The 15,023-nt window shown below is 66.2% G+C and carries 13 protein-coding genes; all 13 read right to left on the bottom strand.

The genetic code is table 11. The features are described from left to right. Positions 1-3: 3 nt before the first annotated feature. Positions 4-1,110, bottom strand: coding sequence for a UDP-N-acetylglucosamine--N-acetylmuramyl-(pentapeptide) pyrophosphoryl-undecaprenol N-acetylglucosamine transferase (locus tag KJP29_RS10220; protein ID WP_218463460.1), 1,107 nt, complete (start codon positions 1,108-1,110; stop codon positions 4-6). Beyond that, positions 1,107-2,276: a putative peptidoglycan glycosyltransferase FtsW gene (locus KJP29_RS10215; protein ID WP_218463459.1), complete on the bottom strand. Its 1,170-nt coding sequence runs from the start codon at positions 2,274-2,276 to the stop codon at positions 1,107-1,109. Before KJP29_RS10215 ends, KJP29_RS10220 begins: the two co-directional genes overlap by 4 nt. Positions 2,277-2,401: 125 nt before the next feature. Continuing rightward, positions 2,402-3,346 carry a DMT family transporter gene (locus KJP29_RS10210; protein ID WP_255553546.1) on the bottom strand — a complete coding sequence of 315 codons (945 nt, stop codon included), beginning with the start codon at positions 3,344-3,346 and terminating at the stop codon, positions 2,402-2,404. Next, on the bottom strand, positions 3,339-4,739 hold the full coding sequence (murD, locus tag KJP29_RS10205; protein WP_218463458.1) for a UDP-N-acetylmuramoyl-L-alanine--D-glutamate ligase: 1,401 nt from the start codon (positions 4,737-4,739) through the stop codon (positions 3,339-3,341). The genes KJP29_RS10210 and murD overlap by 8 nt, the downstream gene beginning before the upstream one ends. Positions 4,740-4,859: 120 nt before the next feature. Continuing rightward, positions 4,860-5,948: a phospho-N-acetylmuramoyl-pentapeptide-transferase gene (gene mraY, locus KJP29_RS10200; RefSeq protein ID WP_218463457.1), complete on the bottom strand. Its 1,089-nt coding sequence runs from the start codon at positions 5,946-5,948 to the stop codon at positions 4,860-4,862. A 27-nt stretch (positions 5,949-5,975) separates the two neighbouring features. Beyond that, entirely contained in the window at positions 5,976-7,400 is a 1,425-nt protein-coding gene (gene murF, locus KJP29_RS10195) for a UDP-N-acetylmuramoyl-tripeptide--D-alanyl-D-alanine ligase (RefSeq protein ID WP_218463456.1), read from the bottom strand. Beyond that, complete coding sequence (locus tag KJP29_RS10190) at positions 7,397-8,887, bottom strand: UDP-N-acetylmuramoyl-L-alanyl-D-glutamate--2,6-diaminopimelate ligase (RefSeq protein ID WP_218463455.1); 1,491 nt, start codon at positions 8,885-8,887, stop codon at positions 7,397-7,399. Before KJP29_RS10190 ends, murF begins: the two co-directional genes overlap by 4 nt. A 14-nt stretch (positions 8,888-8,901) precedes the next feature. Further along, positions 8,902-10,689: a penicillin-binding protein 2 gene (locus tag KJP29_RS10185; RefSeq protein WP_218463454.1), complete on the bottom strand. Its 1,788-nt coding sequence runs from the start codon at positions 10,687-10,689 to the stop codon at positions 8,902-8,904. Beyond that, the gene (locus KJP29_RS10180; protein WP_370630888.1) at positions 10,686-11,093 is read right to left on the bottom strand and encodes a cell division protein FtsL; all 408 of its coding nucleotides are present in this window, start codon (positions 11,091-11,093) and stop codon (positions 10,686-10,688) included. Before KJP29_RS10180 ends, KJP29_RS10185 begins: the two co-directional genes overlap by 4 nt. Positions 11,094-11,101: 8 nt before the next feature. Beyond that, the gene (rsmH, locus tag KJP29_RS10175) at positions 11,102-12,097 is read right to left on the bottom strand and encodes a 16S rRNA (cytosine(1402)-N(4))-methyltransferase RsmH (RefSeq protein WP_218463452.1); all 996 of its coding nucleotides are present in this window, start codon (positions 12,095-12,097) and stop codon (positions 11,102-11,104) included. Continuing rightward, entirely contained in the window at positions 12,097-12,597 is a 501-nt protein-coding gene (gene mraZ, locus KJP29_RS10170; RefSeq protein WP_218463451.1) for a division/cell wall cluster transcriptional repressor MraZ, read from the bottom strand. The genes rsmH and mraZ overlap by 1 nt, the downstream gene beginning before the upstream one ends. Before the next feature lie 676 nt (positions 12,598-13,273). Then, a complete protein-coding gene (locus KJP29_RS10165; protein ID WP_218463450.1) occupies positions 13,274-13,732 on the bottom strand; it encodes a VOC family protein in 459 nt (152 codons plus the stop codon). Positions 13,733-13,777: 45 nt separating this feature from the next. After that, on the bottom strand, positions 13,778-14,857 hold the full coding sequence (locus tag KJP29_RS10160) for an Mrp/NBP35 family ATP-binding protein (RefSeq protein ID WP_218463449.1): 1,080 nt from the start codon (positions 14,855-14,857) through the stop codon (positions 13,778-13,780). Between the last annotated feature and the right edge of the window lie 166 nt (positions 14,858-15,023).

The raw sequence follows: 15,023 nt of genomic DNA, 5'->3' as shown, positions 1-15,023 counted from the left end.
CCCTCAGGGGGCCTTGGTCGCCGCCAGGTCCTCGACCAGGTCCGCGAGCGTCGCTGCCGCATCGGGCTTGCCTTGGCCCAGTGCAGCGCGCGCCATCTGCATCGCGCCGTCGGGATTGTCCAGCACCGAGGCGATCTGTTCGGCGAGGACTTGCGGAGAAAGCCGGCTCTCCGGAATGAGGATCGCCGCGCCCGCATCCACGAGCCCGCGCGCGTTCGCTGTCTGGTGGTCGTCGGTGGCATGGGGAAAGGGGATCAGGATCGAGGGCCTGCCGATGACCGAGATATCCGCGACCGACGATGCGCCCGACCGGCTGATGACGAGTTGAGCCTCGGCTATCCGGCGGGGCACGTCCGCGAAGAAGGGTTTCACTTCGGCCCGGATCCCGTGGTCGGCGTAGAAGGCCGCCACCGCCTCGGCGTCCTCGTCGCGGGCCTGATGGCTGACCGAGAGATGAGAGCGCAGATGCTCGGGAAGCGCCGCGATCGCCGCGGGCACATGATCCGACAGCGCCTTGGCCCCCTGCGACCCGCCGATAACGAGCAGCGACATCGGGTAATCTCCCGGCGCGATATAGCCGGCACCCGCCCGGTCGAGCACCGCGCTTCGCACGGGATTGCCCACATGGACGGGATGCGCCCCCTCGGGCATGGGCGTCGTCGGCCACGTACCGCAGGCGAGCGCCTGCACCCGTGTCGCGAAGCGCTTGTTGACGCGGCCCAGAACCCCGTTCTGTTCGTGGATCATGCGAGGCCGCCCGGTGACGAGCGCGGCCGACAAGGCAGGAATGCTGGGATACCCGCCAAATCCGACGACGACTGAAGGGCGATCCGTAAGCATACGTCCGATCGAGCCGAAGATGCCGCCGAGAATGCGAAACGGCACCGCGAGCTTCGCGAGTGTCCCGCCGCGTGCGAAGGAGGCCGAGGAGACCTGTTCCACCGCCACCCGGTCGGGAAATCCACCCGCATAACGCGCGCCCCGCGCGTCGGTCGACAGTTTCACCCGCCAGCCGCGCGCCAGCATGGTTTCGGCCAGCGCCTGCGCCGGGAACATATGCCCGCCCGTTCCGCCTGCGGCGATCACGAGCAGGGGCGCCCTGGTGCTCATCTGCCGCCTCGCTGCGTCAGGTAGTCTTCGATCTTGCCCTGCGGACGGGTCCGGGTGAAGGCGATCAGCATCCCCACCGAAATCCCCATCGCGATCAGGGACGAACCGCCGTAACTGACGAAGGGAAGTGTCATGCCTTTCGCGGGCAAGAGCCGCACCGCCACCCCCATGTTGATCAGAGCCTGAACACCGAAGACGGCGGCGAGCCCGGTGCCCGCGAGCCGGATGAAGGTGTCGCGCTCGTTGATCAGACGCAGGAACGACCGCACGACGATCACCATGTAGAGGACGATGATCAGCAACACGAGGAGCAGTCCGTATTCCTCGGCGGCGACCGCGATGATGAAATCGGTATGCGCGTCGGGCAGTGACCATTTCACCTGCCCCTCGCCCACGCCGACACCGAAGAAACCGCCCTGCTGGATCGCGTTGGTGGCGTAACCGAGCTGCGTACGCGGGTCCACGTCGGGCGACAGGAAGCCATCGATGCGGCGGGCGAAGTGTTCGGAGTTCTCATATGCGACGAAGCCCCCCAGAACGACCAAACCCACCACTCCCACGATGAGAAGGTAACTGGCGCCTGCGAGAAAATACATCACGCCCCAGCCGAACAGCACCAGCGCCGACTGTCCGAAGTCGGGTTGCATGGCGAGGAACCCGACGATGACCAGCGTCAGCGCGAGCGACATGGAACGCCCCGGCGGGCCCTGGATTTCCTGGCTCGCCGCCATGAGCCAGGCCGCGACCACGACGTAGAAGGGCTTGAGAAACTCCGACGGCTGGAAGGATGCGAAGCCCAGCGAATACCAGCGCACCGCCCCCTTGCCGAAGTCGGTGCCGAACATCGGCAGCAGGACGATGGCCGCGAAGGTGATCACGAAGCCCACGACACCCAGTCGCCGCACCATCTTGGGCGACATTAGCGTCATCGCGAAAAGCGTCGCGAAGGCCATGATCCCGAAGGCGAGCTGGCGCTGCACATAATAGAAGGGCGGAAGCCCGTTGCGTTCGGCCAATGGCGGCGACGCCGCGAGACCGAGCAAGAGCCCGATCGCGAACAACAGAAGAATGCAGGAGACCGACCACTTGTCGATCGTGCGCCACCAGCGGGGAAGGATCGGGTCCTTCGCCGTCTGCGTGACCGCACCATATACCATTTCGGTCATGGGAGTTCCGCCGATACTGCCTCGTTCATGCCCGGGTTGTCCCGGGTCTTGGCGGACAGACTAACGTGATTTGCCCCGACAGGGAAGCACAACGTCGCCCGGTCAGCATTGCGGGAAGTTCCCGCTCAGACGGGCGGCTGGCGCGCCTGTTTCGCGGCATCGCGATCCTTGCCCAGCTGCCGCTCGCGCCAGATGATCAGGATCCCAGCCGCAATAACGATCGCCGCGCCGACAATGGTATGTGCGGTCGGCACTTCACCGAAGAATACCACGCCGATGGCGGTGGCAAAGAAGATCGAGGCATAGTCGAAGGGCGCGATGGTCGAGGCCGGGGCGAAGCGATAGCTGGCCGAAAGGCACAGTTGCCCCACCCCGCCGATGAGACCGCAGGTGACGAGCAGGGCCACAACCCAGGGCGCGGGCCAGACCCAGCCGAAAGGCAGCGTGGCGAGGCTGATGAGCGTGGAGGAAAGTGAGAAATAAAGCGCGACGGTGGCCGGGCGTTCGGTCGCGACAAGGCTGCGCACCTGCACCTGCGCCAATGCGGCGGCCAGAGCGGACCCCATCATGAGACCCGCGCCAAGGGCCTCTCCATTCGCACCGGTGCCTACGTCACCCAGCCGGGGCCAGAGCACGATCACCACGCCGACAAGACCCATGGTCACCGCCGTCATGCGAAACAGTCGGATGCGTTCTCCCAGCATCACGGCAGCGAGGATCACGATGAAGATCGGCGTCGCGTATTGCAGCGCCGTCACCTCGGGCAGTGGCAGCAGCGTTAGGGACAGGAACATCAGCCCCATCGCGGTCGTGCCGATCATCCCGCGCCAGAGATGCCCGAGCGGGCGCGCGGTGCGGATACCGTCACGCAATTGGCCGACATAGGCGAGATAGCCGATCATGATCGGCACAGCGAAAAACGAGCGAAAGAACACGACCTCGCCAACCGGCACCGCCTCGCCGGTCGCCTTGATGAGCCCGCCCATGACCACGAAAGCCAGGACCGCGCAAAGCTTCAGCCCGATCCCGATGCCAAGGCGATCGAGCCTTGTGTCCGGAAGATCAACCAAGGAGCGCCGTCACCCGCGCGATGAAATCCTCGCCGCGCTTCTCGAAGCTGTCGTATTGGTCGAAACTGGCGGCCGCCGGCGCGAGGAGGACCACATCGCCCGGCTCGGCTTCGTGCGCGGCGGCGGCGACGGCGCGTTCCATCGTCTGGCAGACCTCGGTGTCGGCGACGCCCAGATCGCGGGCAAAGGCCTCTGCCTCCCGCCCGATGACATAGGCTTTGCGGACGTTGGCGAGCCCCTCGGCCAGACCGGCCAGCCCGCCTTCCTTCTGAAGCCCGCCCACGATCCAGCGGATGTTGCGAAACGCCAGCAGCGCCATGAGGGCCGAGTCCACATTGGTCGCCTTGGAATCGTTCACGAACCGGACACCGCCCTTCTCACCGATGACCTGCGAGCGATGCGGCAGGCCCGGATAGCTGTGGAAAGCCTCCTCGATCACCTTTGGGGCAAGTCCGAGCGTGCGCACGGCAGCATAGGCGCAGCAGGCGTTCTGATGGTTGTGCGCCCCCGGCAGCCCGCGCACGTCGCGCAGGTCGATGGAAGCGACCTGTTTGCCCTTGCGAGTCTCCGACAGGAAACCCTTGCGCGCGAAGACGTTCCAGCCGACGCCCGAAAGCTTGCGATCGACCGAGACGCGCAGCACCCGCTCGTCGCCAGGGCCCTCGGCCAGTTGTCCGGCAAGGAAGAGCCCCTCTGGTTCGTCGACGCCGATGACCGCGCGGTCCGGCCCGCCTTCGGCAAAGAGCCGGCGCTTGGCCGCGAAATAGCCCCCCTTGCCGCCGTGGCGGTCGAGGTGATCGGGCGACAGGTTCGTGAACACGGCCACGTCGGGCGTCAGCGCACGGGCAAGATCGGTCTGGTAGGACGACAGCTCCAGCACGATCAACTCGCCGTCGCTTGGGCTGTCGATGTCGAGCACCCCGCGCCCGATGTTGCCGGCAAGCTGCGACGGGCGACCCGCTTCAGTGAGGATGTGATGGATCAGGGCGGAGGTCGTGGATTTCCCGTTTGATCCCGTCACCGCGATGACCCGCGGCGGCTGGTCGAACTCGTCCCATTCCCCGCCGCCCAGCGAGCGGAAGAAGAGCCCGATGTCGTTGTCGACCGGGATCCCCTCTTCATAGGCCCGCGCGATATGGGGATTGGTGGTGGGATAGAGATGCGGGATGCCCGGGCTGGTGATGAGCGCCGCGATGCCCTCGAAAGCCTCGCGCCGGGTGAGATCGTGAAGCGTGAGCCCCGCCTCCTCGGCCCGGGCCCGCGCATCGGCGCCGTCGTCCCAGCACAGCGCCTGTGCCCCGCCCGCTTCCAGCGACCGCGCCGTGGCGAGGCCAGAACGCCCCAGCCCCAGAACCGCGACCCTCTGCCCCTCGTATCCGCGCACCGGGATCATGCGTCTCTCCTTCGAACCACCGCCCACCGATAGCCCCTGCGCCGCAGCTTGGCCAGAGACGGGCCTCACACCTCCTGCACAGCAGGGCCGCCAACCTGTTCACGCGCGGTCAGAGACCCCTCAACGCAGTTTCAGCGTGGCCAGACCGACAAGCGCGAGCACCAGCGAGATGATCCAGAAGCGGATCACGATCTGGGGTTCCGCCCAGCCGCGCTTCTCGAAGTGGTGGTGGATCGGCGCCATCAGGAAGACGCGCTTGCCGGTCCGCTTGAAATAGGCGACCTGAATGATGACCGACAGCGCCTCGACCACGAAGAGACCGCCGACGATGCCAAGCACGATCTCGTGCTTGAGGACCACAGCGATGGAGCCGAGCGCGCCGCCCAGGGCGAGCGACCCGGTGTCGCCCATGAAGACGGCCGCAGGCGGCGCGTTATACCACAGAAACCCGAGGCCTCCGCCGATGAGCGCGGCGGCAAAGATCAGAAGCTCGCCGGTGCCAGGCACATAGTGCACCTCGAGGTATTCGGTCACGTCGACCCGGCCCACGGCATAGGCGATGACGCCCAGCGTGGCCGCCGCGATGATCACCGGCATGATCGCGAGACCGTCAAGCCCGTCGGTCAGGTTCACCGCATTGGCCGCCCCGACCATCACGAACATCGCGAAGGGCAGGAAGAACCAGCCAAGGTTCAGGAGCAGGTTCTTGAAAACCGGAAAGGCCAGCTGCCCGGTCAGCTCGGCGGGATGGAGCGTCATCACCACATAGGCGGCAGCGAGCGCGATCAGCCCTTCGAGGGCGAGACGGGTCTTGCCCGACAGGCCCGAGTAATTGTTGTTCTTCGTGATCTTCTGGTAGTCGTCGGCGAAGCCGATGAGCCCGTAAGACAGCGTGACGCCCAGCACCACCCAGACAAACCCGTTGTCGAGCCGCGCCCAGAGCAGCGTCGAGACCGTGATCGCACCAAGGATCAGCGCGCCACCCATCGTGGGCGTGCCTGCCTTGGTGACCAGATGCCCTTCGGGCCCGTCGAGCCGGATCGGCTGGCCATGCTTCTGTTTCGAGCGGAGCAGATTGATCAGGGGCCGTCCGAAGACGAAGCCGAAGATCAGCGCGGTGAAGAACGCGGCGCCGGCCCGGAAGGTGATGTAGCGGAACAGGTTGAAAAGGTCCCCGCCGTCCGAAAGCTCGGTCAACCAATACAGCATTCTTCTTACCCTGACTTCTGTCTGTCCCTAGACGCCCTGCGGATGGCCCAGTTTCCTCACCGCGTCAACCACGCGGCTCACGTAAGAGCCCTTGGACCCCTTGATAAGCAGGACATCGCCCGCGTCGATGAGGTGTCGGACCTCGGCGGCCATCGCCTCGGCCGTCTCGGTCCATTGGCCCTGCTGGTCGGCCGGCAGCCGTTCCCACAGGGCGCGCATCCGGGTGCCGACGCAGTGGACCACGTCGATGTCGTCGAAATGGCTCAGATCTGCGAGGTCGCGGTGCATCGCGGTCTCGTCCGGACCGAGTTCCAGCATGTCCCCGAGTATCGCAAGCCGGCGGCCCCGCGCGACCCGGCCGATGCCGTCGGTGGGCGGCGTCGCGGCCAGCACCTCGAGCGCCGCCGCCACGGAGGTGGGATTGGCGTTGAAAGCGTCGTCGATGAGGGTGATCGCGTAATGCTCGACCGGATCGAGGAGGACTTCCTCTCGCGTGCCCCGACCCGAGGGCGGCCCCCAGAGCGCGAGGTCGCGTGCCGCGAGCGTCACGTCACCACCCAGCGCCCGGACTGCGCCGAGGACCGCAAGGGCGTTCATCGCGAAGTGGCGACCAGAGGTCGACAGCCTGATGAGGTGGTCGATCCCGCCGATGCGGGCCTGAAGCACGGTCGCCTCGCCCGTGAGGTTGACATGGGTCAGGCACAGCGTGTTGCCGCCCCGCTCCCCGAAGGTTTCGAACCGGCCGGCCCGTTCGATGGCGCGCGCGACGAGGAGCGGCGACACGTCGAGATCCCCGTTCACGATGGCGACGCCCGCGGGCTCGAGCCCGTCGAAGATCGACGCCTTTTCGCGTGCGATGCCTTCGACATTCTCGAAAGCTTCGAGATGGGCGGCGGCAACCGTGGTGACGATGGCCACGTTCGGACGCGCCAGCCGCGCGAGCGGCGCGATCTCTCCGGGGTGGTTCATGCCGATCTCGATGACGGCGAAATCGGTCTCGACCGGCATCCGGGCCAGCGTCAGCGGCACGCCCCAATGATTGTTGTAGCTCGCCTCGGCGGCGTGGCAGCGGCCCTGCCGGCCCAGCACCGTACGCAGCATTTCCTTGGTCGAGGTCTTGCCCACCGACCCGGTGACCGCGACCACGCGGCCCTGAACGCGCTTGCGACCGGCCGCGCCCAGCCGCTCCAGGGCCTGAAGCACGTCGTCCACAATGAGAAGCGGCGCATCGGATTTCACGCCCTCGGGAATGCGCGACACGAGCGCGGCCCCTGCTCCCCTGGACAGCGCCTGCGCCACGAAGTCATGACCGTCGCGCGCATCCTTCAGCGCGACGAACAGATCGCCCGCCGCAAGCGTGCGCGTATCGATGGAGACGCCGGACACGGACCAGTTGCCGACCGCCTGTCCACCGGTGGCATGTGCGGCCTCTGCCGCGGTCCAGAGGCTCATGCGAGACGTCCCTCAAGCGCGGCAACCGCCACGCTCGCCTGTTCGGCGTCGTCAAAGGGCAGCACGTCCTCGCCCACGATCTGTCCGGTCTCGTGCCCCTTGCCCGCGATGAGAAGCGCGTCGCCGGGGTCCAGCATGTCCACACCGCGCAGAATGGCCTCGGCCCGGTCGCCGACTTCATTTGCCTCGGGACAGCCCTCGAGCACCATGGCCCGGATCGAGGCCGCGTCTTCCGTGCGCGGGTTGTCGTCGGTCACGATGATGACATCGGCATAGTCGCGCGCTGCCTCGCCCATGAGCCGCCGCTTGGTTTTGTCCCGGTCGCCGCCCGCACCAAAAACGCAGACGATCTTGCCCATGACATGGGGGCGCAGCGCCTCGAGCGCCGTGGCGATTGCGTCGGGCGTGTGGGCGTAGTCGACGAAGACGCTCGCGCCGGTGTCGCGCCGCGCGGCCAGTTGCATACGCCCCCGCACGGTGGCGAGATAGGGGAAGGTCTGGAACACCTCGTCGGGGTCCGACCCTGACGCGATGGCAAGCCCCGCCGCGACCAGAACATTTTCGGCCTGAAACCCGCCGATAAGGTCCAGATGCGCGGTCTGGGCGCGACCGTTGTAGAGAAACCGAATGTCCTGCCCGGTCGCGGAATAACGCTGCGAGGTGAGTTGCAGTGTGCAATCTTCGCTCCGCCCGATCGAGATGACTTCCTGCCCTCGCGCGATCGCGATTTCTTCAAGCTCGCGCCCGCGCGGGTCATCGACATTGATCACCGCAACGCCGTCATCGGGCAGGACGCGGGTGAAAAGCCGCGCCTTGGCGGCGAAATAGGCCTCGAAACTCTCATGATAGTCGAGGTGATCCTGCGTGAAGTTCGTGAACCCCGCCGCCGCGAGATGGACGCCCTCGAGCCGCCGCTGGTCGAGCCCGTGGGACGAAGCCTCCATGGCGGCATGGGTCACGCCCTCGCCCGCCATCTGCGCGAGCAGACGGTGGAGCGTGATGGGTTCCGGCGTCGTGTGCGGCGACGGCGCCGAGAAGGCCCCTTCCACGCCGGTGGTGCCGATGTTCACCGCCAGTTGCCCAAGCTCGGACCAGATCTGCCTCGTAAAGGTGGCGACCGAGGTCTTTCCGTTCGTCCCGGTGACGGCGACCATGGTCTCGGGCTGGGCGCCGAACCAGAGCGCGGCGGCAAAGGACAGCGCCGCGCGCGGATCCTGCGTGACGACCAGCGCGGCTTCCGAGGCTTCCAGCAGCTCGGCCGCGATCTTCGCGCCCTCCCGGTCGGTCAGGACGGCACCGGCACCCTGTCGCAGGGCATATTCGATGAACTCCGCGCCATGCACGCGCGCCCCGGGCAAGGCCGCAAAGAGGTACCCGTCACGCACGTCGCGGCTGTCCACGGCCAGGCCCGTCACGACCACGTCGCGCCCGTGCTGGGCCGTCAGCCCGAGCGCCGAGAGTGTCGAAGTCTTGTCTCGCGCCGCCATAGTGCCCCCAATGATCAGTTCGAGGTGAGTGTTACACCCATCGGGGCAAGGGGTTCAATCTCGGGCTTGAGCCCCAGGAGCGGCGCGACGCGCTTGATGATTTCGGCGGCGACAGGGACCGCCGTGTAGCCTGCGGTGCGGCGCATCTCGCCTGCCATGAAGATTTGCGGCTCGTCCAGTGCGACCACCAGCACGTATTGCGGGTCGTCTGCGGGGAAGACGCTCGCGAAGGTGCCGATCACCTTGTCGTCATAATAGCCGCCCGTGGGCCGCGGTTTGTTCGCGGTCCCGGTCTTGCCGCCCACGTTGTAGCCGGGAACCTCGCCGAAGCTCGCCGTGCCATCGGGCGACGAGACGACAAGGCGCAACATCTCGCGCGTCTGGGCCGAGGTGAGGTCGGACACGACGCGCGGCCCCAGCGTGGGCGTCTGGGCGCGAAGGAGCGTTGGCGTCACGCGCGTTCCGCCGTTCAGGATCGAGGAATAGGCGGTCGCGAGATGCAGGGGCGAGGCGGACAGCCCGTGGCCGTAGGAGATGGTAATGGTGGATAGCTCCGACCAGTTCGGCGGCAGGAGCGGTTTCGCGCCGGTCGCTTCGACCAGTTCCACGGGCGTCGGTTGGAAGAACCCGAGCGAGTCGAGGAACTGCTGCTGGCGCGACACGCCGATCATCTTGGCGAGGTTCGCGGTCCCGATGTTCGACGACATCACGATGACGTCGGAGACGGAAAGCTGGGCACCGTAGTCGTGGAAGTCGCGGATCCGGTGCTTGCCCCAGACGAGCGGGCCGCGCGTGTTGATCATCGTATCAGGCGTGACGAGACCAAGCTCGAGCGCCTGCGCTGAAGCGAAAATCTTGAAGGTCGACCCCAGTTCATAGACCCCTTGAACCGCCCGGTTGAAGAGCGGGCTGTCGGACGGCTGGCCTTGGGTCAGCGGGTTCGGGCGGTCGTTGGGGTCGAAGTCGGGCAGCGAGGCAATGGAGACGATCTCGCCGGTGTGCACGTCCATCAGCACGGCCGCGGCACCCTTGGCCCCCATCATCTGCATCCCGCCGGCCAGCACGCGCTCGACCGCCGCCTGCACCGTGAGATCGAGGGTGAGCATCAGCGGCTCACCCGCCTGCGCGGGATCGCTCAGCCGTTCGTTCATCGCCCGTTCGATGCCCGCCGTGCCGACGAGCTCGGCCGCGTGGACACCTTCGTTGCCGAATCGCGCGCCGCCAAGCACATGCGAGGCAATCGCACCATTTGGATAAAGGCGCATCTCGCGCGGCGCGAAAAGAAGCCCCGGCTCGCCGATGTCATGCACGGCCTGAAGCTGCTCCGGGCTGATTTTCTTCTTGATCCACAGGAACTTGCGCTTACCCGTGAAATCCGCGAGGAGCTTTTCCTCCTTCAGATCCGGGAAGATCGCGACCAGCTCCTTCGCCGCCCTTGCCGGGTCCACCATCTGGGGCGGCTGGGCATAGAGCGCATGCGTCAGTAGGTTCGTGGCCAGAAGATTGCCGTTGCGGTCGATGATGTCGCCCCGGGTCGCGACGATCTGGGCGCCGCCGACCTGCGCGCGCGGCTCCTGCGGTTCGGTCGCCGAGAGCATCCCCATCCTGACGCCCACGGTGATGAAGGCGCAGAAGAAGAGCGCGGCGAGCACCAGAAGCCGCCCTTCGGCGCGAAGCCGGGCCCGGTCGCGCATTTCCTCATGACGCAGGTGCTTGTTCTCGCGCTCGATGGCGTCGGGATCGTCGCCCTTGGCACGGGCGTCGAGGATACGGGCAAGCGGGCGCAGCGGAACCCGGGTCATGGAAATCTCTCCCCTTCGGTCGCCTGGGTGCCGATGTCGTCCAGTCCCTCCAGTGCCATGTCGATGGCGCCCTGCACGTCGATGGCGTCGGCGGCAGGCAGGAAGGGCAAGGCCTCGGGCTGCGGATAGGCGACCTGATCGACGCGACCGAACTGCTCTGGGGCCAGCGGCAGAAGCCCGAGCCGGTCGAAGTTCATCAAGACCAATTCGCTCAGCCGGTCGGGGCGGTTGAGATAGGCCCACTCGGCGCGCAGCACGACCAATTCCTCGCGCATCCGGCCGATATCGCGTTGGAGGGCGGCAACCTCGTTCAGGCTGTCCTGGGTCTTGTAGTTCTCGTGGTAGGCCCAATACCCCAGGCCGACCACGGCGAGGGTCGCGAAGATGTAGACGATCGAACGCACCATTCTGATCAGCCTCGAAAAACGGGCGCAGGCAGGCCCAGTTGAGAACGGTCGACAGTTTCGGCCGGGGCCGCGGTGCGGGTCGCGACACGCAGACGTGCCGACCGGGCACGGGGGTTGGTGGCCAGCTCGTCTTCATCCGGCCCGATGGCGCGGCGCGGGGTCAGGTCGAAGCGCGGGGTCTGGGCCTCGGGTTCGGGGGCGTAGCGATTGCCGCCGCCCCCTTCGGAGGCCGCCAGTTGCAAGTAACGCTTCACCACCCGGTCCTCGAGCGAATGGAAGGTCACGACCGCGAGCTTGCCGCCGGGTTTCAGAGCGCGTTCGGCAGCTTCGAGCCCGAGCGCCAGTTGCATGAACTCGTCGTTGACCGCGATCCGGATGGCCTGAAAGCTCCGCGTGGCGGGATGGCTCTGGCCCGGCTTGGGGCGGGGCAGCGATTTCGCGATGGTCTCGGCAAGCTCGAGCGTGGTGCGATAGGGCGCGGTCGTCCGCGTGCGCACGATATTCTTCGCGATCCGGCGCGCGGCGCGTTCCTCGCCGTAGTGATAGAGGATATCGGCCAGCTCCTCCTCGCTCGCCTCATTGACGAGGTCGGCGGCGGAGGGGCCGGACTGGCTCATCCGCATGTCGAGAGGTCCGTCCTTCTGGAAGCTGAAGCCACGCTCGGCCAGGTCGAGCTGCATCGACGAGACGCCAAGGTCGAGCACGACACCATCGACGGGTGCGCCGGCGATTTCGTCCATGTCGGAGAACGTGCCGAGGCGCAGGTCGATCCGCCCCGCGAAATCGCGCAGCCACCCCGCCGCCATCTCATGGGCGAGCGGATCGCGGTCGATGCCGATGACCTTGTCCGCGCCAGCGGACACAAGCCCGCGCGCATAGCCCCCCGCCCCGAAGGTCCCGTCGATCCACACCCCTTCGACCGGCGCCACATGCTCGAGAAGCGGGCGCAGCAGGACGGGGATATGCGGGTCGTCGGAACGGGCGGCGGCAGCGGCCATCATCACGCTTCGTCCTCTGGCAGGATCGAGAAGATGTCGAAATCCTCGTCCTGGTCGTCGAGCCAGCTTTCGGTGTCGGCGGCTTCTTCGGCTTCATATGTAGCCGGGTTCCAGATCTGGAAGGTATCGCCCGAAGCGATGAAGTAGGCGTCGCCCTCAAGCCCGATCTTCTGGCGCAGCTTCGCGGGCAGCACGAGACGCCCGGTTTCGTCGACCGAGGTGGGCAGTGATTTCCCGGTGATCAGACGTTCGGCCATGCGCCGCTCGCGCGAGCCGCGCTTCATCCTGTTGATGCGTGCGTCCACTTCGGCGATCGCCTCCATGGAGAAACATTCGAGGTGATTCTGGCGGTGATCGCCGTAAACGATCACAAGGTTGGGGTTGAGACCTTCGGTCCAGTCCGGGTCAGCGGCTTCGAGAGTACGGCGAAACAGGGCCGGGATCGAGACCCTGCCCTTCGCGTCCACCTTGTGGAGCCCTTCGCCTCTGAAAACTCTGGCCACTTGCGCGGCTCCTTAGTCCCTCGTTTCACCTACCGCCCGGAACGGAAACGGCGGATCGAGCTGCTGCCACTGCTCAATCCGCCGCCCTCGTCCCATCTCTGGGTTCGTCCGATCACGTGCGCCACCTGGGGGGATGTCTGCTCGCGAACGCGCCGGATCTCTTTGTTCTGATGAAGCGGGGTGCCTGTATGAAACCTGACTTGGGAGTTGTTTCTGGGGTTCTTTGTCGCCCCGTTATGTCCCGTCCTCATCGTGGTTACAGGGATGCCATGGGAATTTATGGGAAGCAATGGAAAATGTTGGCCCGAATGCCCAAGATACTGTCCGGCGCACCCAGTCAGAACAACATCTTGTGGGAACGAGACGAGAACGAAATACCGCTGATAGGCAAACCGACGCCATAGAACGCAATATATAGACGGTATATCGCGGCTGAAAAATTTCCCACGATTTCCCAGAAAACGCGAACAGAAGGCGTAAGTTCCGATTTTCTGAGCCTTAGCCTTGCGCTCCGAAGCCGGATTTTGGGCCGAATCCGGCCGATTCAAGCCGAATCACGGACCGTTGATTCGCAGTCTCGCTGGTGTGAACAGGGACGGGACCACATTTGTCCCACGATTTCCCATGGCACGGTCGACAAGCGGGCCCGTTCCCATGGTTTCCCGGAACGATCCGCCTAGCGACCTTCGTAGGCAGCCTTGATCGCGGCGATGTCGATCTTCGACATGGACATCATGGCCCGCGTCGCGCGCCCGGCTGCGGCCAGGTCATCTCCGCCGAGATACCGCGGCAAGTCACGCGGGACCACCTGCCAGCTCACCCCGAAGCGGTCGATGCACCAGGCGCAGCGGCTTTCCTGTCCGCCATTGGCGACCAGAGCTTCCCACAAGCGATCGGTTTCGGCCTGATCCTCGGTCATCACGACGATCGAGGCCGCGGGCGAGGCCTTGTACATCGGGCCGCCGTTCAGGGCCTGATAGGGCACACCCGCCAGCGTGAAATCGACCAGGAGCGCGCGGCCACCCGGCCCCGGCACGACCGACGTAATCTCGGAGCCGGGGATGAGCGAGACATAGAAATGCGCGGCCTCTTCGCCGTCGCCATCATACCAGAGGCAGGTTCTGATCTTCGGCATGCGCGCGCCCTCCCCCGTCAGAGAGGAGCGCGGCACCCGAGTCTGTCAAGCGATCCCGCGCGCCACGAGGTCGGTCGCGAGTGCACGATAAGCCTCCCCCACGGCGCCTTCGGTTAGGGCGACAGGCACGCCCGCGTCACCGGCAAGGCGCACATCCAGCGACAACGGAAGCTGTGCCAGAAGGGGGGCGCCGACGCGGCGCGCTTCTTCCGCGACGCCGCCATGCCCGAAGAGGTGCGCCTCGTGCCCACATTGGGGACATATATAAGAGGACATGTTCTCGATCAGCCCGAGGATCGGGACATTGACTTTGCCGAACATGTCGATGGCCTTGTGCGCGTCGAGCAGCGCCACGTCCTGAGGCGTGGACACCACCAGCGCGCCGGTCATCTCGACCTTCTGGGCAAGCGTGAGTTGCACATCGCCCGTGCCCGGCGGCAGATCGACGATCAGCACATCGAGATCGCCCCAGTTTACCTGAAAGGCGAATTGCTGAAGCGTGCCCATGAGCATCGGACCGCGCCAGACGACCGCCTGATCCGGATCGACGATCATGCCGACCGACATCACCTTGACCCCATGCCCCGAAACGGGATCGAGGTTCTTGCCGTCCGAGGAGGTCGGCTTCTCGGTGATGCCCATCATGAGCGCCTGCGACGGGCCGAGGATGTCGGCGTCGAGCAGCCCGACGCGGCGACCGGCCGCAGCCAGCGCCACGGCGAGGTTCGAGGACACGGTGGATTTACCGACACCCCCCTTCCCCGACGCCACCGCGATGACGCGCGCGACGCCCGGGATCGCCATGGGGCCCGCCTGGGGCTTGGGATGGCCGCCGACGCGAAGGTTGGGCGCATCGCCAGCCGGTTTCTTGGCCGAAGGACCATGTGCGGTCAGGATGACGGTCACCTTGTCGACACCGGGCAGGCTGCGCACCGCGTCTTCGGCGGCGCGGCGCAGGGGCTCCATCTTGCCGGCCGCGTCCGGCGAGGGCGCCTCGATCACGAAGCTTACCGTCCCGCCCTCCACCGTCAGCGCACGCACCATGTCGCGCGAGACGAGGTCGCCACCGTCGGGCAGCGCAACGCTGGACAAAGAAGAGTGGATCTGGTCACGGGTGATCGCCATGGGGGCCTCCTTCATGAGGGGCGCTTAGGCCACCTCTGCCTGTGGCGCTATGTGGCATGCCCCCCGCCGGGCTTCAATGCGCCGTGCCGTTTCGCCCCCTGTTGGCGCATCCGTCTCAGGGCGACTCACATCAGGTGGGCATTTGCCCATTTCGCGCGGAATCGCC

The sequence above is a fragment of the Maritimibacter sp. DP1N21-5 genome (assembly GCF_019218295.1).
Classification (GTDB): domain Bacteria; phylum Pseudomonadota; class Alphaproteobacteria; order Rhodobacterales; family Rhodobacteraceae; genus Maritimibacter.
This window is presented reverse-complemented; position numbering and strand designations above follow the sequence as displayed.